We start from the raw sequence: 26,642 nt of genomic DNA on the forward strand, positions 1-26,642 counted from the left end.
CGAGTGTGATGCCCCGCCGATCACGGCTGATGCCCGCTGGATCACGCGAGATGCCCGCTGGAACACGCGAGATGCCCGGCCAGTCACGTGTGAAGCCCCGCCGAGCGGGGTACTGAACACCCGGAACGTGGTGGGTCCGCCGCCAATACCCCTGGCGGCGGGCCCATCACCCACATCGAAAGGGCCCCTTCCCCGGTCTGGGGAAGGGGCCCTTTCGATGTGGTCAGGAGCGTTGTTCGGCGATGCGAGCGGCGAGCAGGCGGACCGTCGGGAGTTCCACGACCGCTGTCGCGGGGAGGTGCCACTCCGCCGCGATGCGGACCGCTCCCGCCGAACGGCCGCCCAGGTCGAAGAAGTTGTCGTCCGCGCCGATCTCCGTGTAGCCCAGCGCTGCGGCCCAGCGAGCCGCCACCTCCTGCTCGAGGCCCGGCTCCGGTTCCACGAACGGCGTGCCCAGCTCCGGCCGCGGCCGGGCCGCAGCCTCCTGCCGGGCAGGCGCCTCGACCTGGACCGGCCGGACGAGCGGAACTCCGGACAGCACCACCTCGGTCAACTGGTCGGCCGCGGCCACCGCGGCGAGGACGGCCGGGGCCGGATCCGAAATGGAAATGACCGTGGTCCACAGCCCACGTCCGGCAAGCCGGTCGACCCGCGCCCGGGCGGCGAGCACCCGGCCGGCGGGGTCCGGCCGGACGATGAGCACTCCGCGCCGCCCGCCGAGGTCCGGCAGGTCGGGACCGCGGTGCACCACCACCGCCTCCGCCATGCCCGGCACCATCACCACTTCCGCGCGGCCCGGCAAGTCCGCCGCCGAACCCGGCACCGCCGCCCCCGCGTGGCCCGGCAGCGCCTCCGCGTGCCCCGCCAGGCCGCACGGCTCGTGGTGCAGCCGCCAGGACTGGTCGCCACGGACCGCCAGGGAGATCTCTCGGCACAAGATCGCCGCCAGGACCTGGTCGATGGCCGCGTCCGGGTCCACGTCCACGTGGCGTGGGGTCAGCGTGGTGAGCGCCGCCTGCGCAGGGGCTGTCAGGTCGGGTCCGAGGACGCCGACCGCGCCCGTCGTCAGCGTGACCATCCCGGGCCACAGCCCGGCCGCCGTCTCGATCTCGCCCGGGGCGCCGCCCAGGGCGAAGCCGTGCACCACCGTGCGCGGCACCACCACCAGCGAACGCAGCAGCTCGGGCAGGTCGCCCGGGCCCACGACGAAGTCACCGGTGTCCAGCGCCGCGAATCCGGGCCCCGGCCGCACCGTGGTCACTTCGGACCCCGCCAGGGTGATCCGTGCGGCCAGCGCCTCGCCGACCGGATCCCCGGCGAACACCAGCCACGGCCCCGCCGCCCGCACCCGGCGCTCGAGACCGGCCACCGGCTGGGGCTCGAGCCGCCACGACGGCACGTGGGCTGCCGAGCTCGGCGGCGGGTCCACCCAGAACCGCTTGCGCTGGAACGGATACGGCGGCAGCTCCACCCGGCGACCTTCGCCGCGGTGCAGGGCCGCCCAATCCACGCTGCAGCCCGCGAGCCACAGCCGCGCCACGGCGGACAAGACCCACGCGGCATCCGAGCCGCCGTCGACCACCAGGGTGTCGGTGGCGCTCTCGTCGAGCCGGACACCCAGCCGGGTCAGGCCGGCGGTCAACGCCGACAGCGCGCCCTCGCGCGTGGCCGCCGGCGCGGGAACCTCGTCCCCGGCCAGCAGGCGGTGCGCGGCCGAGGCCGTCGACGCCCAGTCCGAACCGGCCCCCGCGACCAGGCGGAACCTCGGGTCACGCCGACGCGTCTCGCCGTCGATCCACCGGCCCGGCTCGGCCAGGGCCGCGACCGCATCCGGCAGGTCTCGGACCACCACCGCGCGCCGCAGGGCGAAGTGGCCGCGCGACACCTGCAGCGTGAAAGCCACGTCACCGAGCTCCAGGGAGGGGTGGGCGGCGAGGTGCGCCCGCAGGCGCGAGGTCACCTCGTCGAGGGCGGCCGGATCACCGGCGGAGAACGTCAGCAGGTGCGGGCCGCCCGGCGGCCGGGGCGAACGACGAGGTGGCTCCTCCAGCACCACGTGCGCGTTCGTCCCGCCGACGCCGAACGAGCTGACACCGGCGCGTCGCGGGGTGCCGTCGGACGGCCAGGGCACGTCGGCGGGTAGCACGGTGAACCGGTCACCGAGCGCGGGATTGGGCGTGCGGAACCCGGCGGTGCCCGGCAGCACGCCGTCACGCAGGTTCAGCGCCGCCCGGATGAGGGACGTGACGCCCGAAGCCCGGTCCAGGTGCCCGATGCTCGGCTTGACGGAGCTGAGCACGCACGGCGAAGCACGCCCCCGCCCGAACACCCGGTTCAGCGCGGCCAGCTCGATCGAGTCACCCAGCGGCGTGCCGACGGCGTGGCACTCGACGTACCCCACCGTCTCCGGCTTCACCCCGGCCACGGCGAGCGCGGTGTCGACCACCGCGGCCTGCCCGGCGACGCCGGGAGCGGGGTAGCCGGCGCGGTCACGGCCGTCGTTGTTGACCGCCGAGCCGAGGATCACCGCGTGGACGACGTCGCCGTCGGCGAGGGCGTCCTCCAGGCGTTTCAGCGCGACGACGGCGGCGCCGGAGCCCATCACCGTGCCGTTGGCGGCCGCGTCGAGGGCCCGCACCCGGCCGTCGGGCGAGAGGATGCTGCCCTCTTCGAAAGCGTGGCCGCCGGTCTGCGGCAGCGGCAACGCGGCGCCGCCGGCCAGGGCCAGGTCGCACTCGTAGGTCAGCAGGCTCTGGCAGGCCAGGTGCACCGCGACCAGCGAGGTCGAGCAGTACGTCTGCACGGTGATCGCCGGGCCGCGCAGCCCCAGTTTGTACGACACGAGCGACGTCAGCGAATCGCGCTCCACGCCCGCGGACAACAGGGGTTTGCCGCCCGGTTCCGCGGCGAGGCCGGAAAGGTTGCGGATCAGGTAGTCGGGGAACGCGCAGCCGGCGAACAGCCCGACGGGCACGCCCGGATCGGTCGGCCGGTAGCCCGCCCGTTCGAGGGCTTCCCACGAGCATTCCAACAGGAGCCGGTGGTGCGGTTCCAGGGTTTCCGCTTCACGTGCGGAAAGCCCGAAGGCGGCGGCGTCGAAGGTCTCGACGCCGCCTTCGACGGGCCCGCCGACGCGGACGTGGCCCGGGGTGGCCGGGTCCACGCCCGCGGCGGCGAGCTCGTCGTCGGTCAGTTCGCGCAGGCCGGGGATCCCGGCCGCGAGGTTGCGGCGCAGCTGCTCGACGTCGGCGGCGCCGGGGAACCGGCCCGCCATTCCGACGAGCGCCACGGCCGGTTCGGGTGCCGGTTCCGTCATGGCAGGTCCTTTCGACGTCAGAGCAGGTGGCTGCGGCCCCAGCCGTGGGCCAGCCGGTAGGTCGCGAACGCCCCGGTGGCCAGCCCGATCCCGAGCACGATCACCGCCGGGCGCAGCATGGCCTCGGCGTTGCCCGCCATCGCCGCGCGGATCAGCGACAGTCCCCAGTAGCCCGGGGAGAACGGCGCGGCCGCCTGCGCCCACGACGGCATCAGCGACACCGGCAGCAGCGAGCCGCCGAGCGAGCTGATGGTGATCGCGCCGAGGTCGACGGCGACGATCAGGTCACCACGGCTGCGGACCACAGTGGACAGTGCAGCACCCATGGCCAGCAGCATGAAGCCCCACAGGCACATCGCCCCGAAGACCAGGCCCGGCGACACCGGGAACGGCATGCCGACGACGAGCCAGCCGTAGATGATCAGCACGCCCTGCTGGATGAGCAGCACGACGAACACCGGGACGGCCTTGCCGATCAGCAGCTCGGCGCGGGCGGCCCGGCTGGCGCGCAGCCGGTCCCAGGTGCGCCACTCGCGTTCGACGAAGATCGCGTTGCCCACGATCGCCATGGCGAACACCGAGAACATCACCAGCTGCCCGGTGACGGCCTCGACGGCCCCGGTGCCCAGTGCCTTCACGTACAGCGGCTGGAACAGCACCATGAAGATCATCGGCGTGATCAGGTAGCTGATCAGCTGGGAGGGGTCGCGCAGGCGCAGGATCGCGTTGTAGCGGACGAGAGCGCCAGCCCGGGAGAGGGAGTCAGTGCGCGTCGACATCGGTCACCGCCAGGGAGTGGTAGAGGTCGTCCAGGCTGGGGTTGCGCAGCTCGACGGACTCGACCGGCCGCGTCACGCTGGGCAGCAGGTCCAGCAGCGTGCCGGTCGGGTCGGTGGTCGAGACGGTCAGCTGCTCGTCGGCGGTCCGCACGCGGACCTCGCCGGGCAGGCCCGACAGCAGCTCGTCCGCGCCGCCGCGCGCGATCACCCGGCCTTCGGCGGCCACCGCGATCGTGGCCTGCAGGTCGGTCAGTTCGGTCAGGTAGTGGGTGGTGTAGACCACTGCGGCTCCCTCGCCTGCTCGTTGCTTGACCACGTCGAGCAGCGCCTGACGGGTCTCGGGGTCGGCACCGGCGGTCGGCTCGTCGAGCAGCAGCAGCGCCGGCCGGTGCACCAGCGCCGTCGCGGCCTGCGCCCGCCGCTGCTGGCCGCCCGAGAGCAGGCCGCAGGTGCGGTTCAGAAACCCCTCCAGCCGCAGCGCGGCGGTGAGGTCGTCGATGGCCGTGCGCAGTGCGGCCCGGCGCAGGCCGGCGAGACGGCCGTACAGCTCCAGGTGCTCGCGCACGGTCAGCGGGCGGTAGAGCGCGATGTGCTGCGGGGAGATGCCGATGCGGTCGCGGGCGCGCGTCGGCGACTCGCCGTCGACGAGCACGGTTCCGCTGTCCGGGCGCAGCAGCCCGGACACCATTTCGACGAAGGTGGTCTTGCCGGCACCGTTGTGGCCGACCAGTCCGACGATCTCGCCCGCGGCGACCTCGAGGCTGAAGCCGTCGAGGGCCTGCACTTCGTCGTAGCGTTTCCGGAGGTCGATTGCTTGCAACATAGGGATCGCTCCTTGCGATTCACGGCTCTTGCAATGTCGCACGGGGACGGCCGGGGCGGCGCTTCCCCGCGGTGGCAGGAAACTGCCGTCATTCGGTGCCGGCGGGCACCACGCTCAGCGACTCGCGCAACGCGACCCGGTCGAACTTGCCGTTGACCGACCGGGGCAGCTTCGGCAGCACCTCGATCCGCCGCGGCAGCATGTACGCGGGCAGTTCCTTCGCCAGCGCGCGGGAAATCGCCTCGGCGTCCCCTTCGGGCGCGACCGCCAGCACGATCCGGTGACCCAGCACGGGATCCGGCACGCCGAACGCGGCGGCCTCCCCCACCAGGCCCGTCGCGTAGGCGGCCTCTTCGACCTCGGCGGGGCTGACGCGGTAGCCCGACGTCTTGATCATCTCGTCGGTCCGGCCGACGAAGTAGAGGAACCCGTCCTCGTCGCGGTAGACGGTGTCGCCCGACCAGACGGCGATCTCCGGGCGCACCAGGCCGTCCGGTCCGGGCACCGGGCGGAAGCGCTCCGCCGTGCGCGCCGGGTCGTTCCAGTAGCCGAGCGCCACGAGCGCGCCGCGGTGCACCAATTCGCCGTGCTCGCCGGGCGGGCAGGGCGAGCCGTCGGGGCGCAGCACGAGGACTTCGGCGTTGGGGATCGCCTTGCCGATCGAGCCGGGACGGCGGTCCGCCTCGGCCGGGTCGAGGTAGGTGGAGCGGAACGCTTCGGTGAGGCCGTACATCAGGAACGGCTGTGCTGTCGGGAAGATTTCGCGCAGCCGGGCCAGCGTGGCGCGCGGCATGCGGCCGCCGGTGTTGGCGAAGTACCGCAGCCGCCCGGTCGCCGCGGCGGGCCACTCCTGCGTCACCAGCTGCAGCCACAACGGCGGCACGCAGGTCAGCGCGGTGACGCCGTGCCGAGCGCAGAGCCGGACGATGTCCTTGGGCAGCAGGTAGTTCACGAGCACCACGTGCGCGCCGGCGGCGAACGCGGTGGTGAGCTGGCTGAACCCTGCGTCGAAGCTCAGCGGCAGCGCGGCGAGCACGACGTCGTCGCGCGTGTGGCCGAGGTATTCGGCCACGCTCGCGGCGCCGGCGAGCAGGTTGCGGTGGGAGAGCACGACGCCCTTGGGGCCGCCGGTGCTGCCGGAGGTGTACATGATCGCGGCCGGGTCCTGGTCGATCACGGTGGCGGGCACCGCCTCCGGTGCGACCGCGCTCAGCGCGTCCCACCCTGGGGTGCCGAACACGACGACCGGGGTGCTCTCGGGCACGGCCTCGCGGACCGTCACCAGCCGCTCGGTCGTCGTGAGGACCACCTTCGGCGTGCAGTCGGTGGCGACGTGGGCGATGTGCCGTCCCTTGAACAGCGGGTTCAGCGGCACCAGGACCGCGCCGGCGGCCGAGGCGGCGAACAACGCGACGACGGTTTCCAGGCGCTTCTCCGCGTACACCGCCACGCGGTCGCCGCGGCGCACGCCGAGCCGGTGCAGGCCGTGGGCGACGCGCGCGACCTGGTCGGCGAGCTCGGCGTAGGTCAGGGTCCGGTCCTTGTACGTCAGGGCCGGATCGCCGGGCGCGCCACGGGTGAGGAGCGCATCGAGCCGCACCGGGGCGGCGGCCTCAGACATCGGCGGGCTCCGGCGCGACGAACTCCGCGACGGCCGCCCACAGGCTGCCCGCGGTGGCGAAGGTGTCCTCGGTGAGCAGCTCGTCGGGCAGCTCGAAGGCGAAGGTCTCCTCCAGATCGGTGACGAGCTGCACGACGCCCATCGAGTCGAGCCCGAGCGCGGCGAGGTCGTCGTCCTCGGCGAGCCGGTCCCCGAGCGCGTAGGGCAGGTGCGCGATCAGGATCTCGAGGAACCTCGGCGGGATGGGGAGTGTGTCAGGCATTTCGTCACCCTGTTTCGCGTTCGGCGGTCAACCGTGTCCTCCCGAGGACACCACCGGCCGGACTCACCCGGCTCTCACGCCGCTCTCATCCCGCCACCGCCGGGCGAGAGCGGCGTGAGAGCCGTCCGAGAACACCGGCTGCGACGGTGGAAAACGCAGAAGCCCGGATCTTTGGAGGCACGATGTCGACGGCCACACTCCCGCCGCCCGGGGCGTTCTCCGTGCCCGAGCCCGATCCCGAAGCCGAGCTGTACCGCTACGCGACCCGCTGCGGCCGGATTTCGTCCGTGGACACCGCCGCGGCGCACCTCGGCCTGCCCGCGGACACGGTCCAGGCGGCCGCGGCCCGGCTCGTGGACCTGCACCTGCTGCGCGCGGTCGACGGCGCGCTGGTCCCCCGCGAGCCCGAAGCGGCCGCGGAGCTGGTCGTGACGCCACTGGAACGCGCGATGTACGAACGGCGCGAGCTGGCCGACCGCCTGCGCGAGCGCATCGACGGCATCACCCGCGCCCCGGCCGGCGCCACGGGCACGCTCGACCGCCTGGAGGGCGTCGCCGAGATCCGCGGCCTGATCAAGCTGGCGGCCGAGGTCTGCCGCGACGAGCTGGTGGTCCTGCACCCGGGCGAGGCGGCCGACGACCTGGTCGACGAGCTGCTGGACGCGTGCTATTCGGTGCTGGGCGACGGCATCGGCGTCCGGGTCGTGTGCCCGCACCGCAGCCGCGCGGGGTACGCGGCACGGGCGCGGTTGACGCAGCTCGCCGGCCGCGGGGCGAACATCCGCACGCTGAGCCGGGTCCCGCAGGCGGCGGTGGTGTTCGACCGGTCCCTCGCGGTGACGCTGGACGTCACCGACCTGTCCGCCCGCCGGGTCCGCGACCAGGGCATGGTGCGGTTCCTGCTGGGCCTGTTCGACCAGCTGTGGGACGGCGCGACGCCGTTCGCGGCCGAGGACCAGGGCTACAGCGGCGAGATCGCGCACGACCTGCAGCAGACGATCGCGCGCCTGATGGCCCAGGGCCTGACGGACGAGGTCGTGGCGCGGCGGCTGGGGATGTCGGTGCGGACCTGCCGCCGGCACATCGCCGCGATGCTCCAGAACCTCGACGCGGTCTCCCGCTTCCAGGCCGGAGTCCAGGCGGCCTCCCGCTTCACCCTCGCCTGAACGTCTTGAATGACTCATTCCTGGCGTCGGACGCCAGGAATGAGTCATTCACTGCATCGGCGCGATGCTCACACACGAGAAGGGGCCTTCCGCAGCTCGCGGAAGGCCCCTTCTCTCTGCCCGCCCTACCAGCCGGCCGCCTCGGCGACCACACCGTAGGTGCCCGGCAGATCGGTCATCCGGTAAATACCGGCCTCCGGGACGCGGATGCCGTACCGGTGCTCGATCCGGGCGAGCAGCTCGATCACCACCACCGACGTGACCCCCAGATCGCCCGCGAACGACGTCGCGGTGGCCACCTCGCCGGCGGGGACCGAGAACAGGTCGGCCGCCATGGCCGCCAGCTCGTCGAAGCGAGCCGGGACCGGGACGACACCAGCAGGCGCGGCCGCGCGGCGGAACGGGCGGGGCGGGCGGGCGCAGGCCGCCGCCGCGACCGCGACCACCAGGTCGGCCTGGTGGCTCAGCGTCACCACGATCTCCTCCAGGCCCGCCTCGTCCGCGATCTCCGCCGCGCCGCCGCCCAGGGTCACCAACGGCGCTCCCCAGTCGTCGTTGGTCACCTCGATGTCACGCCAGCGCAGGCCCTGGCCGAAGCCACGACCCAGCATCTTGCAGGTGGCCTCCTTGACGGAAAACCGCCCGGCCAGCCGTTCCAGGGACCGTTCGGCACCCATCCGGGCGGCCTGCTCGAGCTCCACCGGGGTGAAGACCAGCGTCCGGTACCGGTGGTGCGCCGCGACCTCCGCGAACCGCGGGATCGACATCAGGTCCACGCCGATTCTCATCCACTCCGCCCCCCGAGCAAGCTCGCCGTGGCCGCGGGCACCAGCCGCACCGCGGAGACGTCGACCGCGAGCAGGGAAAGCCAGCCCTCACGCAGCGGTCCGCGCGTGTGGAGCAGGACGCGGTCGCCGTCGGCGACCACGCCTTCGGCCAGTGCCGCGCAGAAGGCCAGCCACGCGTCGCACGGGCCGCGGCCCGTGAACCGGTGGCCGCCCGTCAACGCGGGTTTCCCTTCCCCGCAACCGGAAACCGTCAACGCCGACGCGCCGCGCCGCACCCGCACTCCGACCGCCGCGAACCGCGGGTGACCGCAGGCCGCGTCGGCGAACAGCGGCTCGTCGCAGACCACCGCCGTCGCCTCGGTCTCGACCGCCCACTCCAGCAACCCGAAGACGGCCGTGCCGCCGAGCTCGTCGAGGTGGGAGAGGCCGACGTCCTCGCCTTCCCAGCCGCTGTGGTGCACCAGTCCCGCCAGCGCGGCGACATTCGGATCGCGCAACGGTCCCGAACGCACGAAGAACAACGGCTGCGGCACCGCGGGCGGCCCGAGGGCGGCGAGCACCTGCGCGGTGACGTCGACGTCGTCGTCCTCCGGGATCCGGACCATCAGCCGGGACAGCGGGATGCCGGCGGCGGCCAGCCGCTCCGGCGGCACCAGGTCGGCCGCGCCGGGCAGCGTCGACAGCGGCACGTACTCCTCGCGCCGGGCCGCGGCGAACGCGATCGTGTCGATCCCGAGGTCAGGCATCCCTACCTTCTTTCTTGGGTCGGCCCGGGCCAGTCGTAGGGTCCGGGGGACCCGTGGGGTGCCGGGTATGGCTTTCAGGCATCTGCCGCTGGGATGGCTCCCGCCGATTGGCCGCCCGGCACCCCCTCGACGACCCGGCCGCTGATTGAGAATTGCGATCCGGTCGCTGCGTAGGGATAGGCCGGCGAGGTCGTCTACGGGAGACCATGCTGTCGAGGGCAGGGAGATGCGAGTGGAACGTGCGTGGGCCGGGGTGGACATCGGCAAGGGACACCACCATGCCGTGGTGATCGACGCCGACGGCGCCCGGATGCTGTCGCGCCGAGTGATCAACGACGAGCCGGCGTTGCTGGAACTGATCGGCCAGGTCACGGCCTTGGCCACCGAGGTGCGCTGGGCCGTGGACGTGAGCACCGGTGGCGCCGCATTGCTGCTGGCGCTGCTGGTTGCCCACGGCCAGCAGGTGTTCTACCTGTCCGGCAACCAGGTCAACAGCGCCGCCGGTGGTTACCGCGGTGAAGGCAAGACCGACGCGAAAGACGCCGCGATCATCGCCGATCAGGCCCGGATGCGCCGGGACCTGACCGCGCTGCGCGTGGACGAGCAGCTGATCGTGGAGCTGCGGATGCTGGTCGCCCGCCGCCGTGACCTCGCCGCCGACAGGGTCCGCATGGTCAATCGACTGCACGATCAGCTGCTGGCCTTCAGCCCCGCTCTCGAGCGAGTGCTGGATCTGACCAACCGCGGGCCGCTGATCCTGCTCACCCATGTCCAGACACCGGATGCGATCCGCCGGCTCGGCGTGGCCGGGCTCGAAGAATGGCTGCGGTCGCAGAAGGTGCGCAGCGCCGCCGCACTGGCCACCGCGGTCGCGGCAGCGGCTGATTCCCAGCACACCACACTGCCGGGCCAGCAGCTGGCCGCACAGCTGGTCGCGGACATGGCGAAGGGAGTGATCTCCCTCGATGAGCAGCTCAAGCAGACCGACAAGCTCATCGAGGGCCGGTTTCGCCGCCACCGCCACGCCGCCGTTCTGTTGAGCATGCCCGGCATCGGCGTGCTGCTCGGCGCGGAATTCCTGGCCGCCACCGGCGGCGACATGACCGCGTTCGCCTCCGCCGACCACCTGGCCGGTTACGCCGGCCTGGCCCCGGCACCACGAGACTCCGGCCGGGTCAGCGGGAACCTGCACCGGCCCCGCCGCTATCACCGCGGCCTGCAACGCGCGCTTTACACCTCCGCGCTGGTCAGCATCAGCTGCAACGACCAGTCCAGAACCTTCTACGACCGCAAGCGAGCCGAAGGCAAACGCCACATCCAGGCCGTGCTCGCCCTGGCACGCCGCCGCGTCAACGTCCTGTGGGCACTGCTGCGCGACAACCGCTGCTACCAGACAGCAACGCCGTCCACCACTGCCACTGCCGCTTGACATGATCACTCTTGACAAGGTCATTGAGGATCGGCGTCTCCCGCCTGGTACCCGCGCGCCACGTGCAGGCGGTGGATGTTGCTGGTGCCCTCCATGAACTCGAACGCGTGCACGTCCCGCGTCCACTTCTCCAGCAGCGGGTGCTCGATCAGGCCGGCCGGGCCGAGCGCGGCCGACGCCCAGTGCGCCGTCCCCACCGCCAGGCCGACCGCGCCGAGCTTCGCCGCGCTGGAGAGGTAGCCGCGCTCGGGGTCGCGGTCGATCCGCGCCGCCGCCTCGTACACCAGCTCCCGGCCCGCTTCGGCGCGGGCGAGGGCGAGCTGGCCGCCGGGGGCGTTCTTCCGGTGCTCCAGCACGTACTCGACCATCGCCAGCGCGGTCCCCACGGCGGACGCGGCGATCCGGACCCGCATGTGGTTGAACGTCGTGATGGCGGCGAAGATCCCCCGCCGCGTCGCCGGCAGGTGGTCGCCCAGCATGCGCCCGGCCGGAATGGCGACGTCCGAAAAGGACAGCCGGCTGATGTAGGCGCCGCGGAGGCCGATCATGTCGAGTTTCTCGCCGTGCCAGCCGGGCGCCGGGACCTCGACCAGCGCCGCGCGAATCGACAGCGCGCCGCGGCCGGTGCGGCCGAACACCACGCCGACGCTGCCGCGGGCGGCGTTGCCGACGTAGCACTTGCCGCCGGTGAGCCGCCAGCCGTCGCCGTCGCGGTCGAAGCGGGTCTCCATCGCCGTCGCGTCGTTGCCGCGGCCCTCTTCGGTCATCGCGAAGAACGACCAGCGGCGGCCGCCGTGCATCCGGGTGAAGAACCACTCCTGCTGCTCGGGCGTGCCGAGCAGCTCGACGAACACCCCGGCCAGGCCGGGTGACGGGCAGGCCAGGATGGCCCCGACGTCCCCGCGGGCCAGTTCGATCAGCCCGGCGACGTTCTCCAGGCACGAACCGCGCTCCATCGCCCGCAGCAACGGCGTCGACGGCAGCGACTCGCGGTACTGCGGCGGCGTGTCGGCCTGCCGCACCATCTCGAACACGGGCGAGTTGTAGTGCTCCTCCATCGCGTCCGGGTCGACGTCGATGGCCAGGGCCCGCGACCGCAGGTCCACGGCCGCCTCCCGGCTCAGGTCGCGGACGGCGCGGACGCGTTCGCTCAGCTCGATCATGCCGGTTCTCCTTCCGGTTCCCGGTCCACCCAGGTGCCGGCCACCAGGGCCGAGACGTAGAGCGACCGCGCGGGTGAGGTGGCCAGGAAGCCGGAGGCGCCGAGGTGCTGGGCCACCCGCCAGCCCAGCTCGTCGAGTTCGCGGTGGACGTCGGCCACGGCGACCGGGTGCCGCTGCGAGCGCACCTGGGCGCGCAGCCGTTCCACCGCGGCCATCACGTCGCCGATCGCGCCGGCGATCAGCTGCTTGCGGATCAGCGGTTCGTCGCCGCTGGTGCGGTTCGACAGGTGCTCGACGACGTGGTCGAGCACCGAGCGCAGCACCCCCAGCCGGACCGCGGCCAGGTGCCGGCCGAAGTCGGCCAGCTCGTGGGCGTCCCGCTCCTCGCGGGGACGGCCCGGGGTGGCGAGGAAGACGATGTCCTCGCGGTCGGCCAGGCTGTGCGTGCGCACTTCGGCGCCTTCGGGGACGGCCGCGGCGGGCACGGCCGCGTACCGGCCGGGGGCCAGCCGGTCGGCCGGGGTGGCGGGCAGGGCCCGCGCGAGGCCGGCGGCGAGGCCGTCGCTGCGTGCGGTGCGCTCGCATTCGAGCAGGCTGGTGGTCACTTCTCCTCCACGACCTCGACGATCACCGACTGGAAGTAGGCGCCCTGGCCCACGGAGACCAGGGCGCAGCGCTGTCCGGGACGCAGCCGGCCGGCCGCGTCGGCGTGCTGCAGGGCGAGCAGGGAGTCGACCCCGAAGTTGTGCCCGCGCTCGGCGACCAGGTCCAGGGGGATCCGGTCGAACGGGAACCCGGACAGCCCGCTGAAGGTGCGCCAGAACATCCGGTTGGACAGGTCCGGCAGCACCCAGTCCACATCGGACAGGGTGAGGCCGGCATCCCGCGCCGCGGCGCCGACGACGGCCACCGCCTGCTCGCAGCAGACCTTGCCGAAGAGCGTGAACTCCTCCTTGGTCATGCGCAGGCTGCGGTGAAACCGGGTGTCGCGGGTGCTCGCGCCGCCGAGGTACCGGTAGCGGGCGGGCCCCCGTCCGACCACGAGAGCCGCGGCGGTGTCACCCGCGACGGTGGTGCCCGGGATGTAGCGGCCGCGGTCGCTCGCGCTGCCTTGGTCGCCGCCGAGCACGAGCACGCGGTCGTCCGGGGCCGCGCCGGGCCGGGCCAGGTAGCGCCGGGCGAGTTCGACCGAGCGCAGCACCGACGTGCAGTTCACGTGCGACACCCCGAAGAACGGGACGCCCGGCAGGCCGAGCGCGGCGCGCAGCCGGTCCGGGAACTCCCCGCACAGGTCCAGCTCGGCGATGAGCAGCGTGTGGCCGTAGAGCACCAGGCTCGCCGGCCCGCCGCCGAGCGCGGCCCGCCCGGCCTCGGCCAGGTGGTCCGCCATCCGCTCGCCCGGTGCGAGCACCGGGCTGTCGCGCAGGCCGTAGATGCGGCCGAACATGCGCCGCTCCAGCGGTTTGGCGCCCGACCGCACGAGCACGTCGTCGACGGCCTCGACGCGGCCGGGCAGCCGCACGGCGACCCGGGACAGCCCCGTGTCCATCAGCGTTCCCTCCCGAGGTGACGCGTGTCGGCTCCCTGATCACGCGTGTCGACCCTTCGCGCACGGGCCAAATCCGGCAACCGCGCCCCCATCAGTGCTCCCTCCCCGGCACGAGCAGGCAGCTGCAGAACGTCCCGCTCGCCGGTTCGAAGTCGGCCAGCAGGACCGGTTCGGCCAGCGGCCACAGGCGGGCCAGTCCCGCCCACACGCCCGTGCACCACAGGTCCGGCACCGCTTCGACGCGGCTGGCGTACGGGGTGCCGTCGAGCCGCTTGGCGAGGCCCGCGCCGGCCAGGACGCGGACGCCCGGGTGCCGGTAGAGCACGTCCGCCAGAGCCAGGGTGGCCGTGTGCGGCCCGGTCCCGCCGAGCCGCACCTCCTCCAGCTCGGTCACGGCGACGTCGCCGGTCGCGCCGGCCTGCAGCAGCACCGCCGCGTCGGGGCGGTGGGTGGCCGGGTGGCCGCTGTCCCACAGCACGGCGTTCTGGTCGAACACCAGCAGCGCCGCCGAGGACGCCTCGCCGAGCCGGCACAGGCCGTCCAGCAAGCGCAACGCCGTGAACGCCGCCCCCGGCCCCGGCCCGGCGACCGAACACGGCTCCGGGTTCCCGGGCAGGCGTCCGGCCAGGTAGCAGCCGGCGACTTCCGAGTGGTACAGGTCGGGCGAGTGGTAGGCGAGCACCACCGCGTCCAGTGGCGGCAGCGGGGTGCCCGCATCCGCCAGGAGGGCCTCGGTCATCTCGATGAACCCGTTGCCGGTGCGGGCCAGGAAGTCCTCCTGGTCCGCCGCGGCGCCGAAGGTCTCGACCATCAGCCGGGCCAGTTCCGGGCGCATCCCGAACACCGGCTTGGCGCGTTCGGTGAACACCCGGTGCGTCACGCCGCTCAGGTGCACCCCGGCCGGGCGCGGGGGGCTCGTGGCCCGCCCCGGCGGCGCGAGTGTTTGCAGGGACATGGCTCAGACCGCCGCGGCGGCCCTGGCGAAGGCCGACTCGATGTAGTCGGTCAGGCTGCCGACCGTGCGGAAGACCTCCGGGCCGAGCTCGTCCGGGTCGATCTCGAGGCCGATGGTGTCCTCGAGGCTCATCAGCAGCTCGATGACGCTGGTGGAGTCGAGCGCCAGGTCCTCGAACAGGCGCAGCTCCGGGGTGACGCCGCCGATCTCCTTGTTGAGTACGGCGGACAGGGCGATCTCCAGGTGGGCGACGATCTCGGTGCGGTTCATCTCGGCTCACTTCCCATGCTGTCGGTAAGGGGCTGGTGCAGGTGCTGCTTGCGCAGCAGGTCCGCGGGCTCGTCGCGGTCGCGGACCAGGAAGGCCGCACCCCCGCGCACGAGCACCTCGGCGGGGAACCCGTGGCTGAGGAACAGCCCGGGCGAGGCCGACGGCCCGTAGGCGCCGGAGTTCAGGACGCCGACCAGGTCGCCGGGGCGCAGGTCGGGCAGTTTCACCTGCTTGAGCAGGGTGTCGTTGGGCGTGCACAGCGGGCCGGTGACGGTCCACGGGCCCGGCTCGACGGTGTCGTCGGTGTCCTCGCCCGCGGCACGCGGGGTGAGCAGCACGGCCGGGAAGTTGCGCTTGACGAACGACCCGATGCCGACGGCCGCCATGTGGTGGTGGGTGCCGCCGTCCGCGATCGCGAACCGCTCCCCCATCGACTCCTTGACGTACCGGACGCCGAGCACGTAGACCCCGGCGCGGCCGGCCAGGAACCGGCCGGACTCCATGATCAGCCGGGTCGCCGGGTGCGCCCGGTGGAACGCCTCCAGCATCGGGTTGATCTCGGCGGCCACGTCGGCGGCGTCGAGGTCGTCCTCGCCCTCGAAGTACGCGACCCCGAGCCCGCCGCCGATGTCGACCGCTTCCAGGCGGATCCCGGTCTCGGCGGCGACCCGCTCGGCCAGGTCCAGGGCGTAACGCGTGTTCTTGCCGATGACCTCGGCGTCGAGGATGCGCGTGCCCATGTAGACCTGGATGCCGGCGACGTCGGCGTGGCGGTACTCCGCCAGCCGCGGTCCGGCGGCGAGGACCTGAGCCTCGTCGATGCCGAACTGGCGGGGCTTGCCGCCCATGGTCAGCCGGGAGCCGCTGATCGCGCAGGTCGGGTTGATCCGCAGCAGCACCCGCTGCTGCTTCCCGAGCTCGGCGCCGAGCCGCTCGATGTCGTCGAGCTCGTCGAAGGACTCGCAGACGATGGCGTAGACGCCGGTGTCCAGGCACGCCCGCAGCTCCTCCTGGCTCTTGCCGGGGCCCAGGAAGATGATGTCGTCGGGCCGTGCACCGGCCTTCAGCACGGTCTGCAGCTCCACAATGGACGAAACCTCGGCGCGTGCGCCACCGTGGTGCAGGGCGGCGAAGACGCTGATGTTCGGGTTCGCCTTGAGCGAGTAGAACACCTCGATCGCCGGGTGCAGCACCGCGCGCAGGCCGGTGATGGTGTCGTGCAGGACGTCGCCGTCGTAGACGTACAGCGGCGTGCCGAACCGCTCGGCGAGGTCCTGGTAGTCGATGTCGGTCATGCGTCCTCTCCTGCCATGGCGGCGAGGCGGCGCTCGGCCTCGGTCCGGACGGCGAGGGCCTCCTCGGGCGAGTCCCCGACGCAGATCGCGTAGAGCCGGCCGTGGAAGGAGCCTTCGCCGGTGTTCGCGGCGTTGAGCGTCGCGAAGTTGTTGACCAGCACGCCGGTGTCGCCGGCGCCGGTGAAGAACAGGTCGCCGAGCGCGGCTTCGACCTCGGCGAAGGTGTGCTCGCGCTGCAGCTTCAGCGAGAAGGTCGCCGCGATGGCGTGCCGGCCGTCCGGGATGAACTTCTCGGCGATCCGGCTCTGGTAGGTCGACATGTTGAACCGGGCGTTGATCTCCAGGCACGGGTAGAGGGTGCCGTCGGCGGCGAGCATCGCGTCGACGCCGACCATCCCGAAGAACCCTTCCTCGTGCAGCGCCTTGCCGATTTTCTCGACGGCTTCGGCCAGCTCCCGCGCCGCGACGGGCGGCAGCTCGACCGGGAAGCGGTGGCCCTGGTGCACGCCGTTCTTCAGGACGGCGGCCTTGACCGTCTCGAACCGGACGCCGCCGGTGCGGGAGACGACGAACTGGTAGTTGAGGTCCTGGGCGTGCTCGATCCAGGACTCGACCACCAGGTTCGCGGGCGCGTCGGCGCCACGCCGCTCGATCAGCCGCAGCAGGCGGTTCGCACCACGCTCGTCCTCGACGACGACCATGCCGCGCCCGGAGACACCGAGCGACTCCTTGACCACGACCCGGCCGCCCAGCGCCAGCTGCGCGGTGAGGGCGTCCCGCAGCTCGCCGACCGTGTGCACCACCCGGCCGGGCACCTGGCGCAGGCCGAGGGCGTCGACCAGACCGCGGCTGAACACCTTGCCGTTGACCGCCTTGCAGATCTGCGCGGTCGACCCGGCCAGCGGCAGCCCGGACTCCTTGGCCAGTGCCTCCTCCGACGCCGAAATGCCCAGCGGCATCAGGTAGGTGTTGCCGTCGGCCAGCTCCCGCAGCCTGCCGAGGAGTTCCGGCGAGTTGAGGGCGTCCTCGGTCACCATCGCGTCCGGGTCGTTGTGCTCGGCGATCAGCGTCGTGCCGTCGGCCGCGCCGATCCGGGCGAGGTAGCCGGCGAACGCGGCGTCCATGGGTGCCTTCAGCACCACCAGGTCGCCCTCGCCGGCCAGCAGCGCGCCCATCTCCTCCATGCGGTTGACCGTGGCCCCCGCGAACGAGATGCCGGCGCCCGGCAGTTTCGGCTCGCCCACCGCCCAGCTGCGTTCCACCTCGAAGTTGTTGACGAAGACGAACCGCGCACCGGCGTCGCCGGTGAGGTCCTTCTTCAGCCGTGCCACGAAATTCATCCCTGGTTCCCTTCTCCGATCTCGACGACGGCCGCCGCGAAGGTCGCCCCGAGGCCGGCCGAAGCCAGCAGCACGAGGTCCCCCGGATCGACCCGCCCGTCCGCGCGCGCCGCCGCCAGGTTGATGAACGGGTCGGAGCTGTAGCAGTGGGCGTACTTCCCGACGTTGTCGAGGAACACGCGGTCCCGCGGCACGCCGAGCGTGCCGGTGATGCGTTTCCACGACAGCTTGTTGACGTTGTGCGGCAGGATGGCGGCGATGTCCGTGGCCTCGACCCGGGCGTCGTCGAGGGCGTCCTGCATGACCTGGGCGAGCGCGTCCGGGTAGACGTGCTTGTACTGCAGCTGCAGGGCTTCGTCGCAGTCGATGCCGCGGTAGAACTGGCCCAGCACGGTCAGCGCGCGCCCGAGGACGCGGTCGCCGCGCGGGTCCGGCCCGAGCAGCACCGCGGCGGCGCCGTCGCCCTGGATCGTGGTGTCGCGGATCAGCCGGGCCTCGTGCATCAGCACCTTGTCGCCGGTGAGCACGAGCACGCGGTCGCCGGGGGCCGCGGTGGCCAGCAGCGAGCGAGCCACGTGCAGGGCGTGGATGCCGACCACGCAGTTGAGGTGCGACAGGCTGAACGCGGTCGCGCGGTGCAGCCGCAGCCGCGTCCGCACGTCCTCGAGGAGGCCGGGCGTCGCGACGGCGACGTGCTGCATGGTGTGGGCGTGGACCAGGAACCGGACCGAGTCGCGGTCGGTTCCGGCCAGCACCCGTTCCCCGGCGCCGGCCAGCAGGTCGGCCAGTTCGAGGCCGTCGGCGACGGCGACCCGGTCGAGGCCCAGGAAGCGGGTGAAGAAGCGCAGCTGGGTCGCGTCGAGGCCGAGCGGGCCGGCCAGGTCCGCGACCGGCAGGCTCGTCTCCGGCACGAACGACGCCACCCGTTCCAGCCGGGGTGCTTCGAGCAGGGACATGATTTCCTCCTCTTCGTCCGGCTCAGCCGCGGGCCGGCACGAGCTCGTGCGCGAGTGCGGACAGGGGACGGGTGGTGGTGAACGGGACGAGCCCGGCGCTCCAGCCGCGCTCGTGCAGGGCTTCGACCACGCGGGGCAGGCGCAGCACGCGGCCGCCCGCGCCGAGGTAGCTGCGGGCCGGATCGACTTCCCCGAGGCCGTTGACCTCGGCGACGACGTCGACGAGCACCCGCTCGGCGGGCGCGGTGCCGGTGCGCTCGGGTTCGGCTTCGGACCGGGTCCGCCGCGGCTCCGGCGGGGCGAACCCGATGAGCGCGGCGGCCTCGCTGACGCGCAGGTCGGTGCCGGGGTCGCGGTGGGCCTCGACGAGCCGGGCGTAGCCGCGCAGGAAGTGTTCGACGGCGTCGGCGTCCATCACCGCGTCCAGGGCCTGCAGAGCGAGGGTGATGCCGTCGGCCCATTCGTAGATGCGCAGGTAGCTGTCGGAGCCGGCGCGCGCCCAGTCGGCGGGGGCCGCGCTGACCGCGTACCGGTCGCGCTTGGTGCGGCACGAGCGCGGCGCGTTGTCGAGGAAGTTCAGCTCCGCCACCACCCGCACGTTCTTCTCGGCGACGAGCTCGTACACGCGGTCGTAGGGCACGTGCGCGTGCGTCATCGCCTGGCTGACGCGGGTCGCGGACTCCTTGACCACGGCCGAGAACCGCGGATCGCCGCCGAGGTCGGCGACCACCGGCGTCGGGTAGGACAGGCACGTGACGGTGCCGCCGAAGCCGCTGGCGTCCCGCTGGCTGGTGTACATCCGGTGCGCGACCAGCGTCTGCCCGGTGTAGGCGGCGAGCGTGACGGCATAGGCGGCCAGGTGGACGGCCGAGGGCCACACGTGTTCGCGCGCCGCGATGGCCCGGGAGGCGGACAGCAGCGACGGGACGGTGAAAGAGGCGCTGTGCGCGGCTCCGGATGCCTTGCGGCGCTTCGAGAAGACGTCGGCGGGCAGTTTCCGGACGACTTCGCGCCAGTGGCTCAGCGCCGGTTCGAGGTCGGCCTCGGTGCGGCTCTCTTCGAAGCGCGCGAGGTCGACCGGCTGGTGTTCGACCGGGTCCAGCACGGCGGGCCGGCCCTCGGTGCGCGCGGCCAGCAGCTCGTCGAGCTCGGCGGCGATGCGGTCGAGGGCGACGTCGTCGAAGGCCAGGTGGTTGAAGACCAGGTGCAGCCGGACCAGGCGGCCGCCGTCGGTGACCACGCAGGCCCGCAGGGGCCACTCGCGGGCCAGGTCGAACGGGGTGCGGGTGAGGCCCACGATGACGTCCACGGCGTCCTCGGTGGTCGCCTCGATCACCGGTTGCGGCGCCGGCGGCTGCACGACCTGGCGCGGCCAGGAACGCCCGTCCGCCGCGGTGCCGGTCAGGTCGTAGACGGTGCGGAGGACCTCGTGCCGGCGCACCAGGTGCGTCAGCGCCGTGCGGACGGCCGCGACGGTGCAGCCCGCGGGCAGCGGGTAGCTGGTGCCGATGTGCGCCTCGTGCCGGGACGGCGCCGGCACCCGCAGGTACCGCAGCAGGTGGTGGTGCTGTCCCCAGCAGAGGTTCGCGCTCTTCGTCACGTGTCCTCCAACCCTGAATCGTCGTACGCCGATGGTGGGCGGCCGCGGCGCAAATGGTTAGCCCCTGGCGGTGGCACGTTCTCCGTGGCACGAACATGACACCGGGAGGCGAACGGTTTTCCTTGACCCGCAACGGTTCGTCGGTGAATCTGGGTTGGCCCGCCGGAATGCGTTCCGGATCTGCGGGGGAAATCCCACCGAAAAGAATGAGGAGCACTCATGTCGAAGGAAGCCTCGAAGGTCGCCAGCAAGGTCGCGTCGAAGGTCGCCAGCAAGGAGGCCTCCAAGGAGGCGTCCAAGGAGGCCTCGAAGGTCGCTTCCAAGGAGGCGTGACGCCGCGGCGGGATGGCGGCGCGGGTGCGCCGCCGTCCCGCCGAACCGGGCACTTTCACGTGGAAGTGCCCGTCTCGTGGCCACCGCGGGCGCGGCACTTTCACGTGAAAGTGCCGTTCCCGCGGCTCCCTCGCCACCACCGGCTCCGCCCGCTCGCCCGCCCAACGTCAGGAATGAGTCATTCACTGCACCGCACGCCCACCGGACGTCAGGAATGAGTCATTCACTGCGTCCCACGCCAGGAATGAGTCATTCACTGCGCCACACGCGCGCCGGATGCCAGGAATGGGTCATTCACTGCATCCGCCGTCCGCCCATCAGCCCGGGAGGGGCCATGACCTCGATCGCGCCCGTCGCGCCGCCCGCCGCCGCGCCGGTGGACCGTGCGCTGCCGCGCTGGTCGGCCCGCGCCTGCGCGGAGGCCGACCGGACCGCCGTGCTCGCGCTGTTCGCCGACCCCGGCTTCTTCTTCCGCTCCGACCGGCCGGACACGCGGCCCGAGTGGGAAATCCGGCGGCTCCTCGGCGACGACACCCGCGTGCTCTGCGCCGACGGCGAGCCCGTCGGCCTCTACGCCCTCGAGCACGAAGGCAGCGAACACGGCTGCCACTACGTCCTGCACCTGCGCCTGCGCTCCGACGCCCCGACCCGCTGGTGGCGTGCCGCCTACCGCGAGATCGTGCGGGCGCTGCGGTGGCGTCACGAGCTGGTGCGGCTGTCGGTCCGGTTCCCCGAGTTCGACCCCGCCGGCCTCGCCTTCGCGCGGGAAGCGGGCCTCACCGAAGAGGGCACGCTCGCCGGCGTGACCACCCACGAAGGCCGCCGCCGTGGCACGGTCTTCTTCTCGCAGGTTTGGGCGGAGTCATGAAACTGCGTGGATACCGCGACACCGACCGCGGCCTGCTGAGCGGGCCGTGGCTCGCCGGTGAGCTCCTCGGGCTGCCCCTCGACGACTGGCCCGCGCTCGCCGAGCCGACCGAGGTCCCGCCGCCGGCCGGCGACGACGAAGAACTGTGCGTCACCGACGGCGCCTTCGTCCGCTACACGGCCATCGACTGGGTGCACCGGCGGGCCCGTGTCGAAATCGGCGTCCACAGCGGACTGTCCGAACTGGACGAGCTACTGGCCGCCGCCGTCGAACACGGGTTCACCGGGCTGAACCTGCGCCGCCTGCACGGCTGGGTCACCCCGGCCGCCCGGCCCGGCCCGGCCGCGCTGGCCGCGGCGGGCTTCCGGCGCGAAGCGGTCGTCCCGGCCGCCACCTGGTTCGACGGCGCACCCGCCGCACGGGAGATCTGGGGGACGATCCGCCATGACTGAGCTCAGGCCGCTTTCGCCCGCCGAGGCCGCGCAGGGACTGCGCCGCGCGGGTGACGCCGCGCGCGGGTTCCTCGGCACCGATCCGGTGACGCAGAACGACGCCCTGCTCGTGCGCGAGCTCATCCGCCGCGAAGCGCAGGTGTACGCCGCCGGCGGCGCGCTCGTCGGCTGCGTGCCGAACCGGGCGCAGCCGCGCCAGGCGTACGTCTCGAGCACGTCCGCCGGCCCGGAGCCAGTGCGCGCGCTGCTCGGGCACCTCACCACCTACCAGCGCCGGACGTCCTTCGTCGCGCTGGTCCCCGAAGGCGGGGCCGCCGCCTTCCTCGGCGCCGGGTTCGCCCGCGGCGGCGTCCTGCCCGGCCACCACTACGCCGGCCACGCGTTCCACGACGTGCTGGTCCTGGTGAAGGAGGAGTCATGCCGATCGTGACCGTCCGGCACTTCACCGAAGAGGACGTCCCGCTGCGCACGGAACTGCTGCGCGAGGCGCGGTTCACGGCGAACCTCACGGACTTCGCCGTCGGCTCGGACGACGACGGCCTGCAGGCCCGGCAGCTGCGCACCATCACCGAGGAACAGCGCACCAAGCGGATCTTCACCGTGTGCGGCTCGCACGGCCGGGTGATGGGGTTCGCGTGGATCACCTCGATCGACTGGCGCGCGCAGCGCTGCGAGCTGTCCTTCGGTGTGCTGCCGCGCGACCGCGGGCTCGGCGCGTTCGCCGTCTACGCGGTGCACAAGCACCTGCGCGACGAGCTCAACATGCGCGTGATCGTCAACCAGGTCCTCACGCACAACACCATGTTCCTGTCCGCCGAAGCCCTCGAGGCCCAGCACCAGGTGCGCTGCGAGCGGGACTCCTACACCGTCGGCGAATGGCGGACGGCGTGCTATTGGACCCTGTCCGACGAGGACATCCGGCAGCACGAGGCGTCCGCCGAGGAACGCCGCCGGGCGCTGGCCGAGCGGATCCGCGCGCGGATCGAGGCCCGGTCGTGACCGGGCGGGCCGGGTACCTGCGCACGGCCGCGATCTCCGGCGACACCCTGTACTTCGCGTGCGAGGACGACCTCTGGTCGGTGCCCGCCGAAGGCGGCCGGGCGCACCGCCTGACCGCGGGCCCCGGCGAAGCCCGGCGGCCGCGGATTTCCCCGGACGGCACGGAAATCGCGTTCGTCGGCACCTACGACGGGCCGGCCGAGGTGTACGTCATGCCGGCCGAAGGCGGCCCGCCCCGGCGGCTGACCTACCAGGCCGGGCGCTGCGTCACCGTCGGCTGGCACCCGCACACCGGCGAAGTGCTCTACGCGACCGACGCCGAGCAGCCGTCCGGCTTCGGCGCCCGCCTGTTCTCGGTGCCGTCGGCCGGTGGTCCCGCGCGGCCGCTGCGGCTCGGGCCGGCCGACACGATCGCCTTCGGGGACGGCGTCGTCGTCGGCCGCAACACCGCGGATCCCGCGCGGTGGAAGCGCTATCGCGGCGGCGGCACCGGCGAGCTGTGGTACGCCGAAGCCGAGGCCGGCCCGTTCACGCGGCTCGTCGCGCTGCCCGGGAACGTCGCCGACCCGTGCTGGGCGGGCGGCCGCGTCCACTTCATCAGCGACCACGAGGGCATCGGCAACGTCTACTCGTGCCTGCCCGACGGCACCGACCTGCGCTGCCACACCGACCACCACGACCACTACGCGCGCGGGCTCGCCACCGACGGCACCCGGCTGGTCTACACCGCGGGCGCCCGGCTGCACCTGCTCGACGCCCGCGGCGCGCGCCCGGTCGAGGTGGACCTCGGCGGCGCCGCACCGCAGCGCGGCCGCCGGTTCGCCCCCGCGGGCGAGTACCTCGACGGCGCGCGCCTGTCCCCCGACGGCACCCGGCTCGCGGTGACCGCCCGCGGCAAGGCGTTCACCTTCGAGCACTGGTCCGGCCCGGTCCGCGGGCACGGCCGCGCCGACGGCGTCCGCTACCGGCTGCTGCGCTGGCTGGCCGGCGGGCGGCAGCTCGTCGCCGTGGCCGCCGACGAGAGCCCGGACGAGCGGATCGTGCTGATGGACGCCGAGGGCGGCGAGGACGCCCCGGTGCTGGTCGCCGGCGGCGTCGGGCACATCACCGAGCTGACCGCCTCCCCGGCGTCCGGGCTGGTCGCCTTCGCGACCAGCCGCCAGCGCGTGTGGATCGTGGACACCGCCGACGTGCTCCCCCGGCCCCGGCTGCTCGACGCGAGCAAGCACGAGCGCATCGAGGACCTCGCGTGGTCACCCGACGGCCGGTGGCTGGCCTACACGTTCCCGGAGTCGCCGCGCACGTCGTCGATCAAGCTCGCCGACACCGCGTCCGGGCGCACCCACCGGGTCACCGAGCCGGTGGTGCGGGACGCGCGCCCGGCGTTCGACCCGTCCGGGCGGTACCTGTACTTCCTCGGCCAGCGCGACCTCACGCCGGAGCTGGACCAGGTGCAGTTCGACGTCGGGTTCCCGTTCGGCTCCCGGCCGTACCTGATCACGCTGCGGGCGGGCGATCCCTCGCCGTTCGAGACGCGGTCCGCGGTGCCCGGCCAGGCGCTGCCCGCCCCGCGCGGCGACGGCCGGGTGGCGGTCGACCTGGACGGGATCTCCCGGCGGGTGGCGGCCTTCCCCGTTCCCGAAGGCCGCTACAGCGACATCGCGGCGCTGCCCGGGCGGGTGCTGCTGCTGTCGGTGCCACTGGCCGCGCCCGACCCGGCGCACCCGGACTCCGGCGCCGAAGGCACGGTGTCGCTGGTGGACCTGGGCACCGGCCGGGTCACCGCGGGCTGCCTCGGCGCGGTCGATGAGCTGGACGTGCGCGGCGACGTCGTGCTGCACCGCACCGACAGCCGGTTGCGGGTGCTGCGCGCCGCCGTCGCCGGCGACCCGCCCGACGGTGAAGAACCGGGCCCGGCGACGGGCTGGGTCGACCTCGGGCGCGTCAAGGTCCCGTTCGACCCGTCCGCGGAGTGGCGGCAGATGTTCCGCGAAGCGTGGCGCCTGCAGCGCGAAGGCTATTGGGACGCGCGGATGTCCGGCCTCGACTGGGACGCGGTGTACGACCGGTACGCGCCGCTCGCGGAGCTGGTGTCGTGCCGGGCGGAACTGTCGGACCTGATCTGGGAGCTGCACGGCGAGCTCGGCACGTCACACGCGTTCGAGCGCGGCGGCGAGTACCGCGCCGGGCCGGACGAAGCGCAGGGCTTCCTCGGCGTCGACTGGGACACCGACGGCTCGTCCTGGCGGATCGCCCGCATCCTGCGCGGCGACCCGTGGAACCCGAAGGCCGGATCGCCGTGCGCGCGGCTCGGCGCGGACATCCGCGCGGGCGACGAGGTGGTCGCGGTCAACGGCCGCCGCGTCGGCCCGCCGGGCCCCGGCGAGCTGCTGGTCGGGCAGGCCGACCGGGAGGTGGAGCTGACCGTGCGGCGCGCCGGGGCCGAGCACCGCGTCGTCGTCCGGGCGTGTGCCGGCGAGGCGCGGGCGCGGTACCTGGACTGGACGGAGGGCAACCGGGCGTACGTGCGGGCGGTGTCCGGCGGCCGGCTGGGCTACCTGCACGTGCCGGACATGACGCGCAGCGGGTACGCCGACTTCGTCCGCGGGTTCTTGACGGAGCTGGACCGCGACGGCCTGATCGTCGACGTCCGGTTCAACACCGGCGGGCACGTGTCGCCGCTGCTGCTCGACCGGCTGGCCCGCCGCCGCACCGGCACCGAGCACGGGCGGTGGAGCGGGATGGCGCCGTACCCGACGGAGTCACCGCGCGGGCCGATGGCGACGCTGCTCAACGAGCACACCGGGTCCGACGGCGAAATCTTCGCCCACGTCTTCCGTGCGCTCGGGCTGGGTCCGTTGATCGGCAGGCGCAGCTGGGGCGGGGTGATCGCGACCTGGCCGCGGCACCGGCTGGTGGACGGCACGGTGACCACGCAGCCGGAGTTCCGCTACCGGTTCGGCGACGCGGGTGCTTCGCTGGAGAACCACGGCGTGGAGCCCGACCTGGCGGTGGTCCCGGCCCCCGACCGGCTCCTGCCGGGCGAGGACGACCAGCTCGCCGCGGCCGTTGCGCACCTGCTGGCGGAGCTGGGCTCGCCGTCGGACGAGCTGCCCGCGCCGCGGGCGGCCCTGCTGCTGCCGCAGGCGCCATGATCGTCGACGTCTGGCTGGTGCCGGTCCGCCCCCGGCCGGAGTGGCTCGCGCTGCTCTCCGGGGCGGAACGCGCCCGCGCCGCCCGGCTGCCGGCGCCGGTGGCGGACGTGTTCACGGCTTCGCGCGCCCTGCAGCGCCTCTGGGGCGCGTCGGCGATCGGGGTCCCGCCGTCGGAGGTGGTGATCGACCGGGCGTGCGAGCACTGCGGCGACCCGGGCCACGGCCGGCCGCGGCTGAGCGGCGCCCCGGAGTTTTCGGTGTCCCACACGGACCGGTGGCTGCTGCTGGCGGCGGCGGAGAAGGGCCGGATCGGAGCCGACATCGAGGACCCGGCCGCGGCCGCCGACCCGGCGGGGCTGGCCGGGGTGGTGTTGTCGGCTGCGGAACACCGGCAGTTCTCGGCGGCGCCCCCGGCGAAGCGGGCGGGCCGGTTGCTGACGGCGTGGACGCGCAAGGAGGCGGCGATGAAGCTGGCCGGGCTGGGCCTGGCGGCGGCTCCGGCCCGGGTGGATGTGCGGGGGACGCTCGCCCGTTCGGACGTACCGGGCTGGCCCCGTGAGCCGGTGTACCTGGATCCGCTGACGGTTTCGGGCGGCCACGTGGCCGCGCTGGCGACGACGGTGCCGGTTGAGGCGGTGCGCCGTCGCACGGTGGCGGAGCTGGGCCTGCCGGTGGGGGCGAGGGTGCCGTGACCTGGCCGAACTCGCCGCACCCGGCCTCGCGGCACAACCGTGAGCCACCGCGATCGGAGGCAGACCCCAACCCCTGATACCCAAT

24 protein-coding genes are annotated in these 26,642 nt (G+C 73.4%); 8 read left to right on the forward strand and 16 right to left on the reverse strand.

The window, feature by feature from the left end; translation table 11 throughout:
- Positions 1-223 precede the first annotated feature (223 nt).
- The 5 genes from ACFPLC_RS40050 to ACFPLC_RS40070 all read right to left on the reverse strand — a co-directional run bounded on the left by ACFPLC_RS40050 (position 224) and on the right by ACFPLC_RS40070 (position 6,801).
- Entirely contained in the window at positions 224-3,316 is a 3,093-nt protein-coding gene (locus ACFPLC_RS40050; protein WP_378236095.1) for a beta-ketoacyl synthase N-terminal-like domain-containing protein, read from the reverse strand.
- A 17-nt stretch (positions 3,317-3,333) separates the two neighbouring features.
- Positions 3,334-4,095 carry an ABC transporter permease gene (locus tag ACFPLC_RS40055; protein WP_191316326.1) on the reverse strand — a complete coding sequence of 254 codons (762 nt, stop codon included), beginning with the start codon at positions 4,093-4,095 and terminating at the stop codon, positions 3,334-3,336.
- The gene (locus tag ACFPLC_RS40060) at positions 4,079-4,918 is read right to left on the reverse strand and encodes an ABC transporter ATP-binding protein (protein ID WP_378189543.1); all 840 of its coding nucleotides are present in this window, start codon (positions 4,916-4,918) and stop codon (positions 4,079-4,081) included. The genes ACFPLC_RS40055 and ACFPLC_RS40060 overlap by 17 nt, the downstream gene beginning before the upstream one ends.
- A gap of 88 nt (positions 4,919-5,006) precedes the next feature.
- The gene (locus ACFPLC_RS40065; protein WP_378189541.1) at positions 5,007-6,539 is read right to left on the reverse strand and encodes an acyl-CoA ligase (AMP-forming), exosortase A system-associated; all 1,533 of its coding nucleotides are present in this window, start codon (positions 6,537-6,539) and stop codon (positions 5,007-5,009) included.
- Positions 6,532-6,801, reverse strand: coding sequence for a phosphopantetheine-binding protein (locus ACFPLC_RS40070; RefSeq protein WP_378189539.1), 270 nt, complete (start codon positions 6,799-6,801; stop codon positions 6,532-6,534). The genes ACFPLC_RS40065 and ACFPLC_RS40070 overlap by 8 nt, the downstream gene beginning before the upstream one ends.
- Positions 6,802-6,983: 182 nt before the next feature.
- On the opposite strand from ACFPLC_RS40070, the gene ACFPLC_RS40075 reads away from it, so the two are divergent.
- A complete protein-coding gene (locus ACFPLC_RS40075) occupies positions 6,984-7,967 on the forward strand; it encodes a LuxR C-terminal-related transcriptional regulator (RefSeq protein WP_378189536.1) in 984 nt (327 codons plus the stop codon).
- Between the two features lie 125 nt (positions 7,968-8,092).
- On the opposite strand, the gene acpS is transcribed toward ACFPLC_RS40075, so the two are convergent.
- Positions 8,093-8,755, reverse strand: coding sequence for a holo-ACP synthase (acpS, locus tag ACFPLC_RS40080; protein WP_378189534.1), 663 nt, complete (start codon positions 8,753-8,755; stop codon positions 8,093-8,095).
- On the reverse strand, positions 8,752-9,501 hold the full coding sequence (locus tag ACFPLC_RS40085; protein ID WP_378189532.1) for a hypothetical protein: 750 nt from the start codon (positions 9,499-9,501) through the stop codon (positions 8,752-8,754). Before ACFPLC_RS40085 ends, acpS begins: the two co-directional genes overlap by 4 nt.
- A gap of 226 nt (positions 9,502-9,727) precedes the next feature.
- Here ACFPLC_RS40085 and ACFPLC_RS40090 point away from each other — a divergent pair, with 226 nt between their 5' ends.
- A complete protein-coding gene (locus ACFPLC_RS40090; RefSeq protein ID WP_378189530.1) occupies positions 9,728-10,930 on the forward strand; it encodes an IS110 family RNA-guided transposase in 1,203 nt (400 codons plus the stop codon).
- 20 nt (positions 10,931-10,950) lie between these two features.
- On the opposite strand, the gene ACFPLC_RS40095 is transcribed toward ACFPLC_RS40090, so the two are convergent.
- From ACFPLC_RS40095 to ACFPLC_RS40135, 9 genes are all read right to left on the reverse strand, one after another.
- Complete coding sequence (locus ACFPLC_RS40095) at positions 10,951-12,093, reverse strand: acyl-CoA dehydrogenase family protein (protein ID WP_378189528.1); 1,143 nt, start codon at positions 12,091-12,093, stop codon at positions 10,951-10,953.
- The gene (locus ACFPLC_RS40100; protein ID WP_378189526.1) at positions 12,090-12,698 is read right to left on the reverse strand and encodes an acyl-CoA dehydrogenase family protein; all 609 of its coding nucleotides are present in this window, start codon (positions 12,696-12,698) and stop codon (positions 12,090-12,092) included. The genes ACFPLC_RS40095 and ACFPLC_RS40100 overlap by 4 nt, the downstream gene beginning before the upstream one ends.
- Positions 12,695-13,642 (reverse strand): 3-oxoacyl-[acyl-carrier-protein] synthase III C-terminal domain-containing protein, encoded by a 948-nt coding sequence (locus ACFPLC_RS40105; protein WP_378189525.1) that lies wholly within the window; start codon positions 13,640-13,642, stop codon positions 12,695-12,697. The genes ACFPLC_RS40100 and ACFPLC_RS40105 overlap by 4 nt, the downstream gene beginning before the upstream one ends.
- Before the next feature lie 91 nt (positions 13,643-13,733).
- Positions 13,734-14,597, reverse strand: coding sequence for a hypothetical protein (locus tag ACFPLC_RS40110; protein WP_378189523.1), 864 nt, complete (start codon positions 14,595-14,597; stop codon positions 13,734-13,736).
- Between the two features lie 3 nt (positions 14,598-14,600).
- Positions 14,601-14,867 (reverse strand): acyl carrier protein, encoded by a 267-nt coding sequence (locus ACFPLC_RS40115; protein WP_003100549.1) that lies wholly within the window; start codon positions 14,865-14,867, stop codon positions 14,601-14,603.
- Positions 14,864-16,162 carry a type III PLP-dependent enzyme gene (locus ACFPLC_RS40120; protein WP_378189520.1) on the reverse strand — a complete coding sequence of 433 codons (1,299 nt, stop codon included), beginning with the start codon at positions 16,160-16,162 and terminating at the stop codon, positions 14,864-14,866. Before ACFPLC_RS40120 ends, ACFPLC_RS40115 begins: the two co-directional genes overlap by 4 nt.
- Complete coding sequence (locus tag ACFPLC_RS40125; RefSeq protein WP_378189519.1) at positions 16,159-17,502, reverse strand: preATP grasp domain-containing protein; 1,344 nt, start codon at positions 17,500-17,502, stop codon at positions 16,159-16,161. The genes ACFPLC_RS40120 and ACFPLC_RS40125 overlap by 4 nt, the downstream gene beginning before the upstream one ends.
- Positions 17,499-18,458 carry a 3-oxoacyl-[acyl-carrier-protein] synthase III C-terminal domain-containing protein gene (locus tag ACFPLC_RS40130; protein WP_378189517.1) on the reverse strand — a complete coding sequence of 320 codons (960 nt, stop codon included), beginning with the start codon at positions 18,456-18,458 and terminating at the stop codon, positions 17,499-17,501. The genes ACFPLC_RS40125 and ACFPLC_RS40130 overlap by 4 nt, the downstream gene beginning before the upstream one ends.
- Before the next feature lie 22 nt (positions 18,459-18,480).
- Positions 18,481-20,058 carry a condensation domain-containing protein gene (locus tag ACFPLC_RS40135; RefSeq protein WP_378189515.1) on the reverse strand — a complete coding sequence of 526 codons (1,578 nt, stop codon included), beginning with the start codon at positions 20,056-20,058 and terminating at the stop codon, positions 18,481-18,483.
- Positions 20,059-20,725: 667 nt separating this feature from the next.
- On the opposite strand from ACFPLC_RS40135, the gene ACFPLC_RS40140 reads away from it, so the two are divergent.
- Genes ACFPLC_RS40140 through ACFPLC_RS40165 form a run of 6 tightly spaced genes read left to right on the forward strand, consistent with a single transcriptional unit; the run spans position 20,726 to position 26,557 of the window.
- Complete coding sequence (locus ACFPLC_RS40140) at positions 20,726-21,259, forward strand: hypothetical protein (RefSeq protein WP_378189513.1); 534 nt, start codon at positions 20,726-20,728, stop codon at positions 21,257-21,259.
- Complete coding sequence (locus ACFPLC_RS40145; RefSeq protein WP_378189511.1) at positions 21,256-21,711, forward strand: hypothetical protein; 456 nt, start codon at positions 21,256-21,258, stop codon at positions 21,709-21,711. Before ACFPLC_RS40140 ends, ACFPLC_RS40145 begins: the two co-directional genes overlap by 4 nt.
- Complete coding sequence (locus ACFPLC_RS40150; RefSeq protein ID WP_191316343.1) at positions 21,704-22,141, forward strand: hypothetical protein; 438 nt, start codon at positions 21,704-21,706, stop codon at positions 22,139-22,141. The genes ACFPLC_RS40145 and ACFPLC_RS40150 overlap by 8 nt, the downstream gene beginning before the upstream one ends.
- On the forward strand, positions 22,129-22,710 hold the full coding sequence (locus ACFPLC_RS40155; RefSeq protein WP_378189509.1) for a GNAT family N-acetyltransferase: 582 nt from the start codon (positions 22,129-22,131) through the stop codon (positions 22,708-22,710). Before ACFPLC_RS40150 ends, ACFPLC_RS40155 begins: the two co-directional genes overlap by 13 nt.
- Positions 22,707-25,865, forward strand: coding sequence for a S41 family peptidase (locus tag ACFPLC_RS40160; RefSeq protein WP_378189507.1), 3,159 nt, complete (start codon positions 22,707-22,709; stop codon positions 25,863-25,865). The genes ACFPLC_RS40155 and ACFPLC_RS40160 overlap by 4 nt, the downstream gene beginning before the upstream one ends.
- Positions 25,862-26,557 carry a 4'-phosphopantetheinyl transferase family protein gene (locus tag ACFPLC_RS40165; RefSeq protein WP_378189505.1) on the forward strand — a complete coding sequence of 232 codons (696 nt, stop codon included), beginning with the start codon at positions 25,862-25,864 and terminating at the stop codon, positions 26,555-26,557. The genes ACFPLC_RS40160 and ACFPLC_RS40165 overlap by 4 nt, the downstream gene beginning before the upstream one ends.
- Positions 26,558-26,642: the final 85 nt, after the last annotated feature.

The organism is Amycolatopsis plumensis, from assembly GCF_042652605.1.
Taxonomy (GTDB): Bacteria; Actinomycetota; Actinomycetes; order Mycobacteriales; family Pseudonocardiaceae; genus Amycolatopsis; species Amycolatopsis plumensis.

Coding starts and splice junctions, on each gene's coding strand:
- ACFPLC_RS40125 (WP_378189519.1), bottom strand. CDS start 17,502: ATGAATTTCGTGGCACGGCTGAAGAAGGACCTCACCGGCGACGCCGGT.
- ACFPLC_RS40165 (WP_378189505.1), top strand. CDS start 25,862: ATGATCGTCGACGTCTGGCTGGTGCCGGTCCGCCCCCGGCCGGAGTGG.
- ACFPLC_RS40090 (WP_378189530.1), top strand. CDS start 9,728: ATGCGAGTGGAACGTGCGTGGGCCGGGGTGGACATCGGCAAGGGACAC.
- ACFPLC_RS40120 (WP_378189520.1), bottom strand. CDS start 16,162: ATGACCGACATCGACTACCAGGACCTCGCCGAGCGGTTCGGCACGCCG.
- ACFPLC_RS40085 (WP_378189532.1), bottom strand. CDS start 9,501: ATGCCTGACCTCGGGATCGACACGATCGCGTTCGCCGCGGCCCGGCGC.
- ACFPLC_RS40115 (WP_003100549.1), bottom strand. CDS start 14,867: ATGAACCGCACCGAGATCGTCGCCCACCTGGAGATCGCCCTGTCCGCC.
- ACFPLC_RS40095 (WP_378189528.1), bottom strand. CDS start 12,093: ATGATCGAGCTGAGCGAACGCGTCCGCGCCGTCCGCGACCTGAGCCGG.
- ACFPLC_RS40105 (WP_378189525.1), bottom strand. CDS start 13,642: ATGGACACGGGGCTGTCCCGGGTCGCCGTGCGGCTGCCCGGCCGCGTC.
- ACFPLC_RS40065 (WP_378189541.1), bottom strand. CDS start 6,539: ATGTCTGAGGCCGCCGCCCCGGTGCGGCTCGATGCGCTCCTCACCCGT.
- ACFPLC_RS40050 (WP_378236095.1), bottom strand. CDS start 3,316: ATGACGGAACCGGCACCCGAACCGGCCGTGGCGCTCGTCGGAATGGCG.
- ACFPLC_RS40150 (WP_191316343.1), top strand. CDS start 21,704: ATGACTGAGCTCAGGCCGCTTTCGCCCGCCGAGGCCGCGCAGGGACTG.
- ACFPLC_RS40130 (WP_378189517.1), bottom strand. CDS start 18,458: ATGTCCCTGCTCGAAGCACCCCGGCTGGAACGGGTGGCGTCGTTCGTG.
- ACFPLC_RS40140 (WP_378189513.1), top strand. CDS start 20,726: ATGACCTCGATCGCGCCCGTCGCGCCGCCCGCCGCCGCGCCGGTGGAC.
- ACFPLC_RS40060 (WP_378189543.1), bottom strand. CDS start 4,918: ATGTTGCAAGCAATCGACCTCCGGAAACGCTACGACGAAGTGCAGGCC.
- ACFPLC_RS40055 (WP_191316326.1), bottom strand. CDS start 4,095: ATGTCGACGCGCACTGACTCCCTCTCCCGGGCTGGCGCTCTCGTCCGC.
- ACFPLC_RS40145 (WP_378189511.1), top strand. CDS start 21,256: ATGAAACTGCGTGGATACCGCGACACCGACCGCGGCCTGCTGAGCGGG.
- acpS (WP_378189534.1), bottom strand. CDS start 8,755: ATGAGAATCGGCGTGGACCTGATGTCGATCCCGCGGTTCGCGGAGGTC.
- ACFPLC_RS40070 (WP_378189539.1), bottom strand. CDS start 6,801: ATGCCTGACACACTCCCCATCCCGCCGAGGTTCCTCGAGATCCTGATC.
- ACFPLC_RS40075 (WP_378189536.1), top strand. CDS start 6,984: ATGTCGACGGCCACACTCCCGCCGCCCGGGGCGTTCTCCGTGCCCGAG.
- ACFPLC_RS40155 (WP_378189509.1), top strand. CDS start 22,129: ATGCCGATCGTGACCGTCCGGCACTTCACCGAAGAGGACGTCCCGCTG.
- ACFPLC_RS40110 (WP_378189523.1), bottom strand. CDS start 14,597: ATGTCCCTGCAAACACTCGCGCCGCCGGGGCGGGCCACGAGCCCCCCG.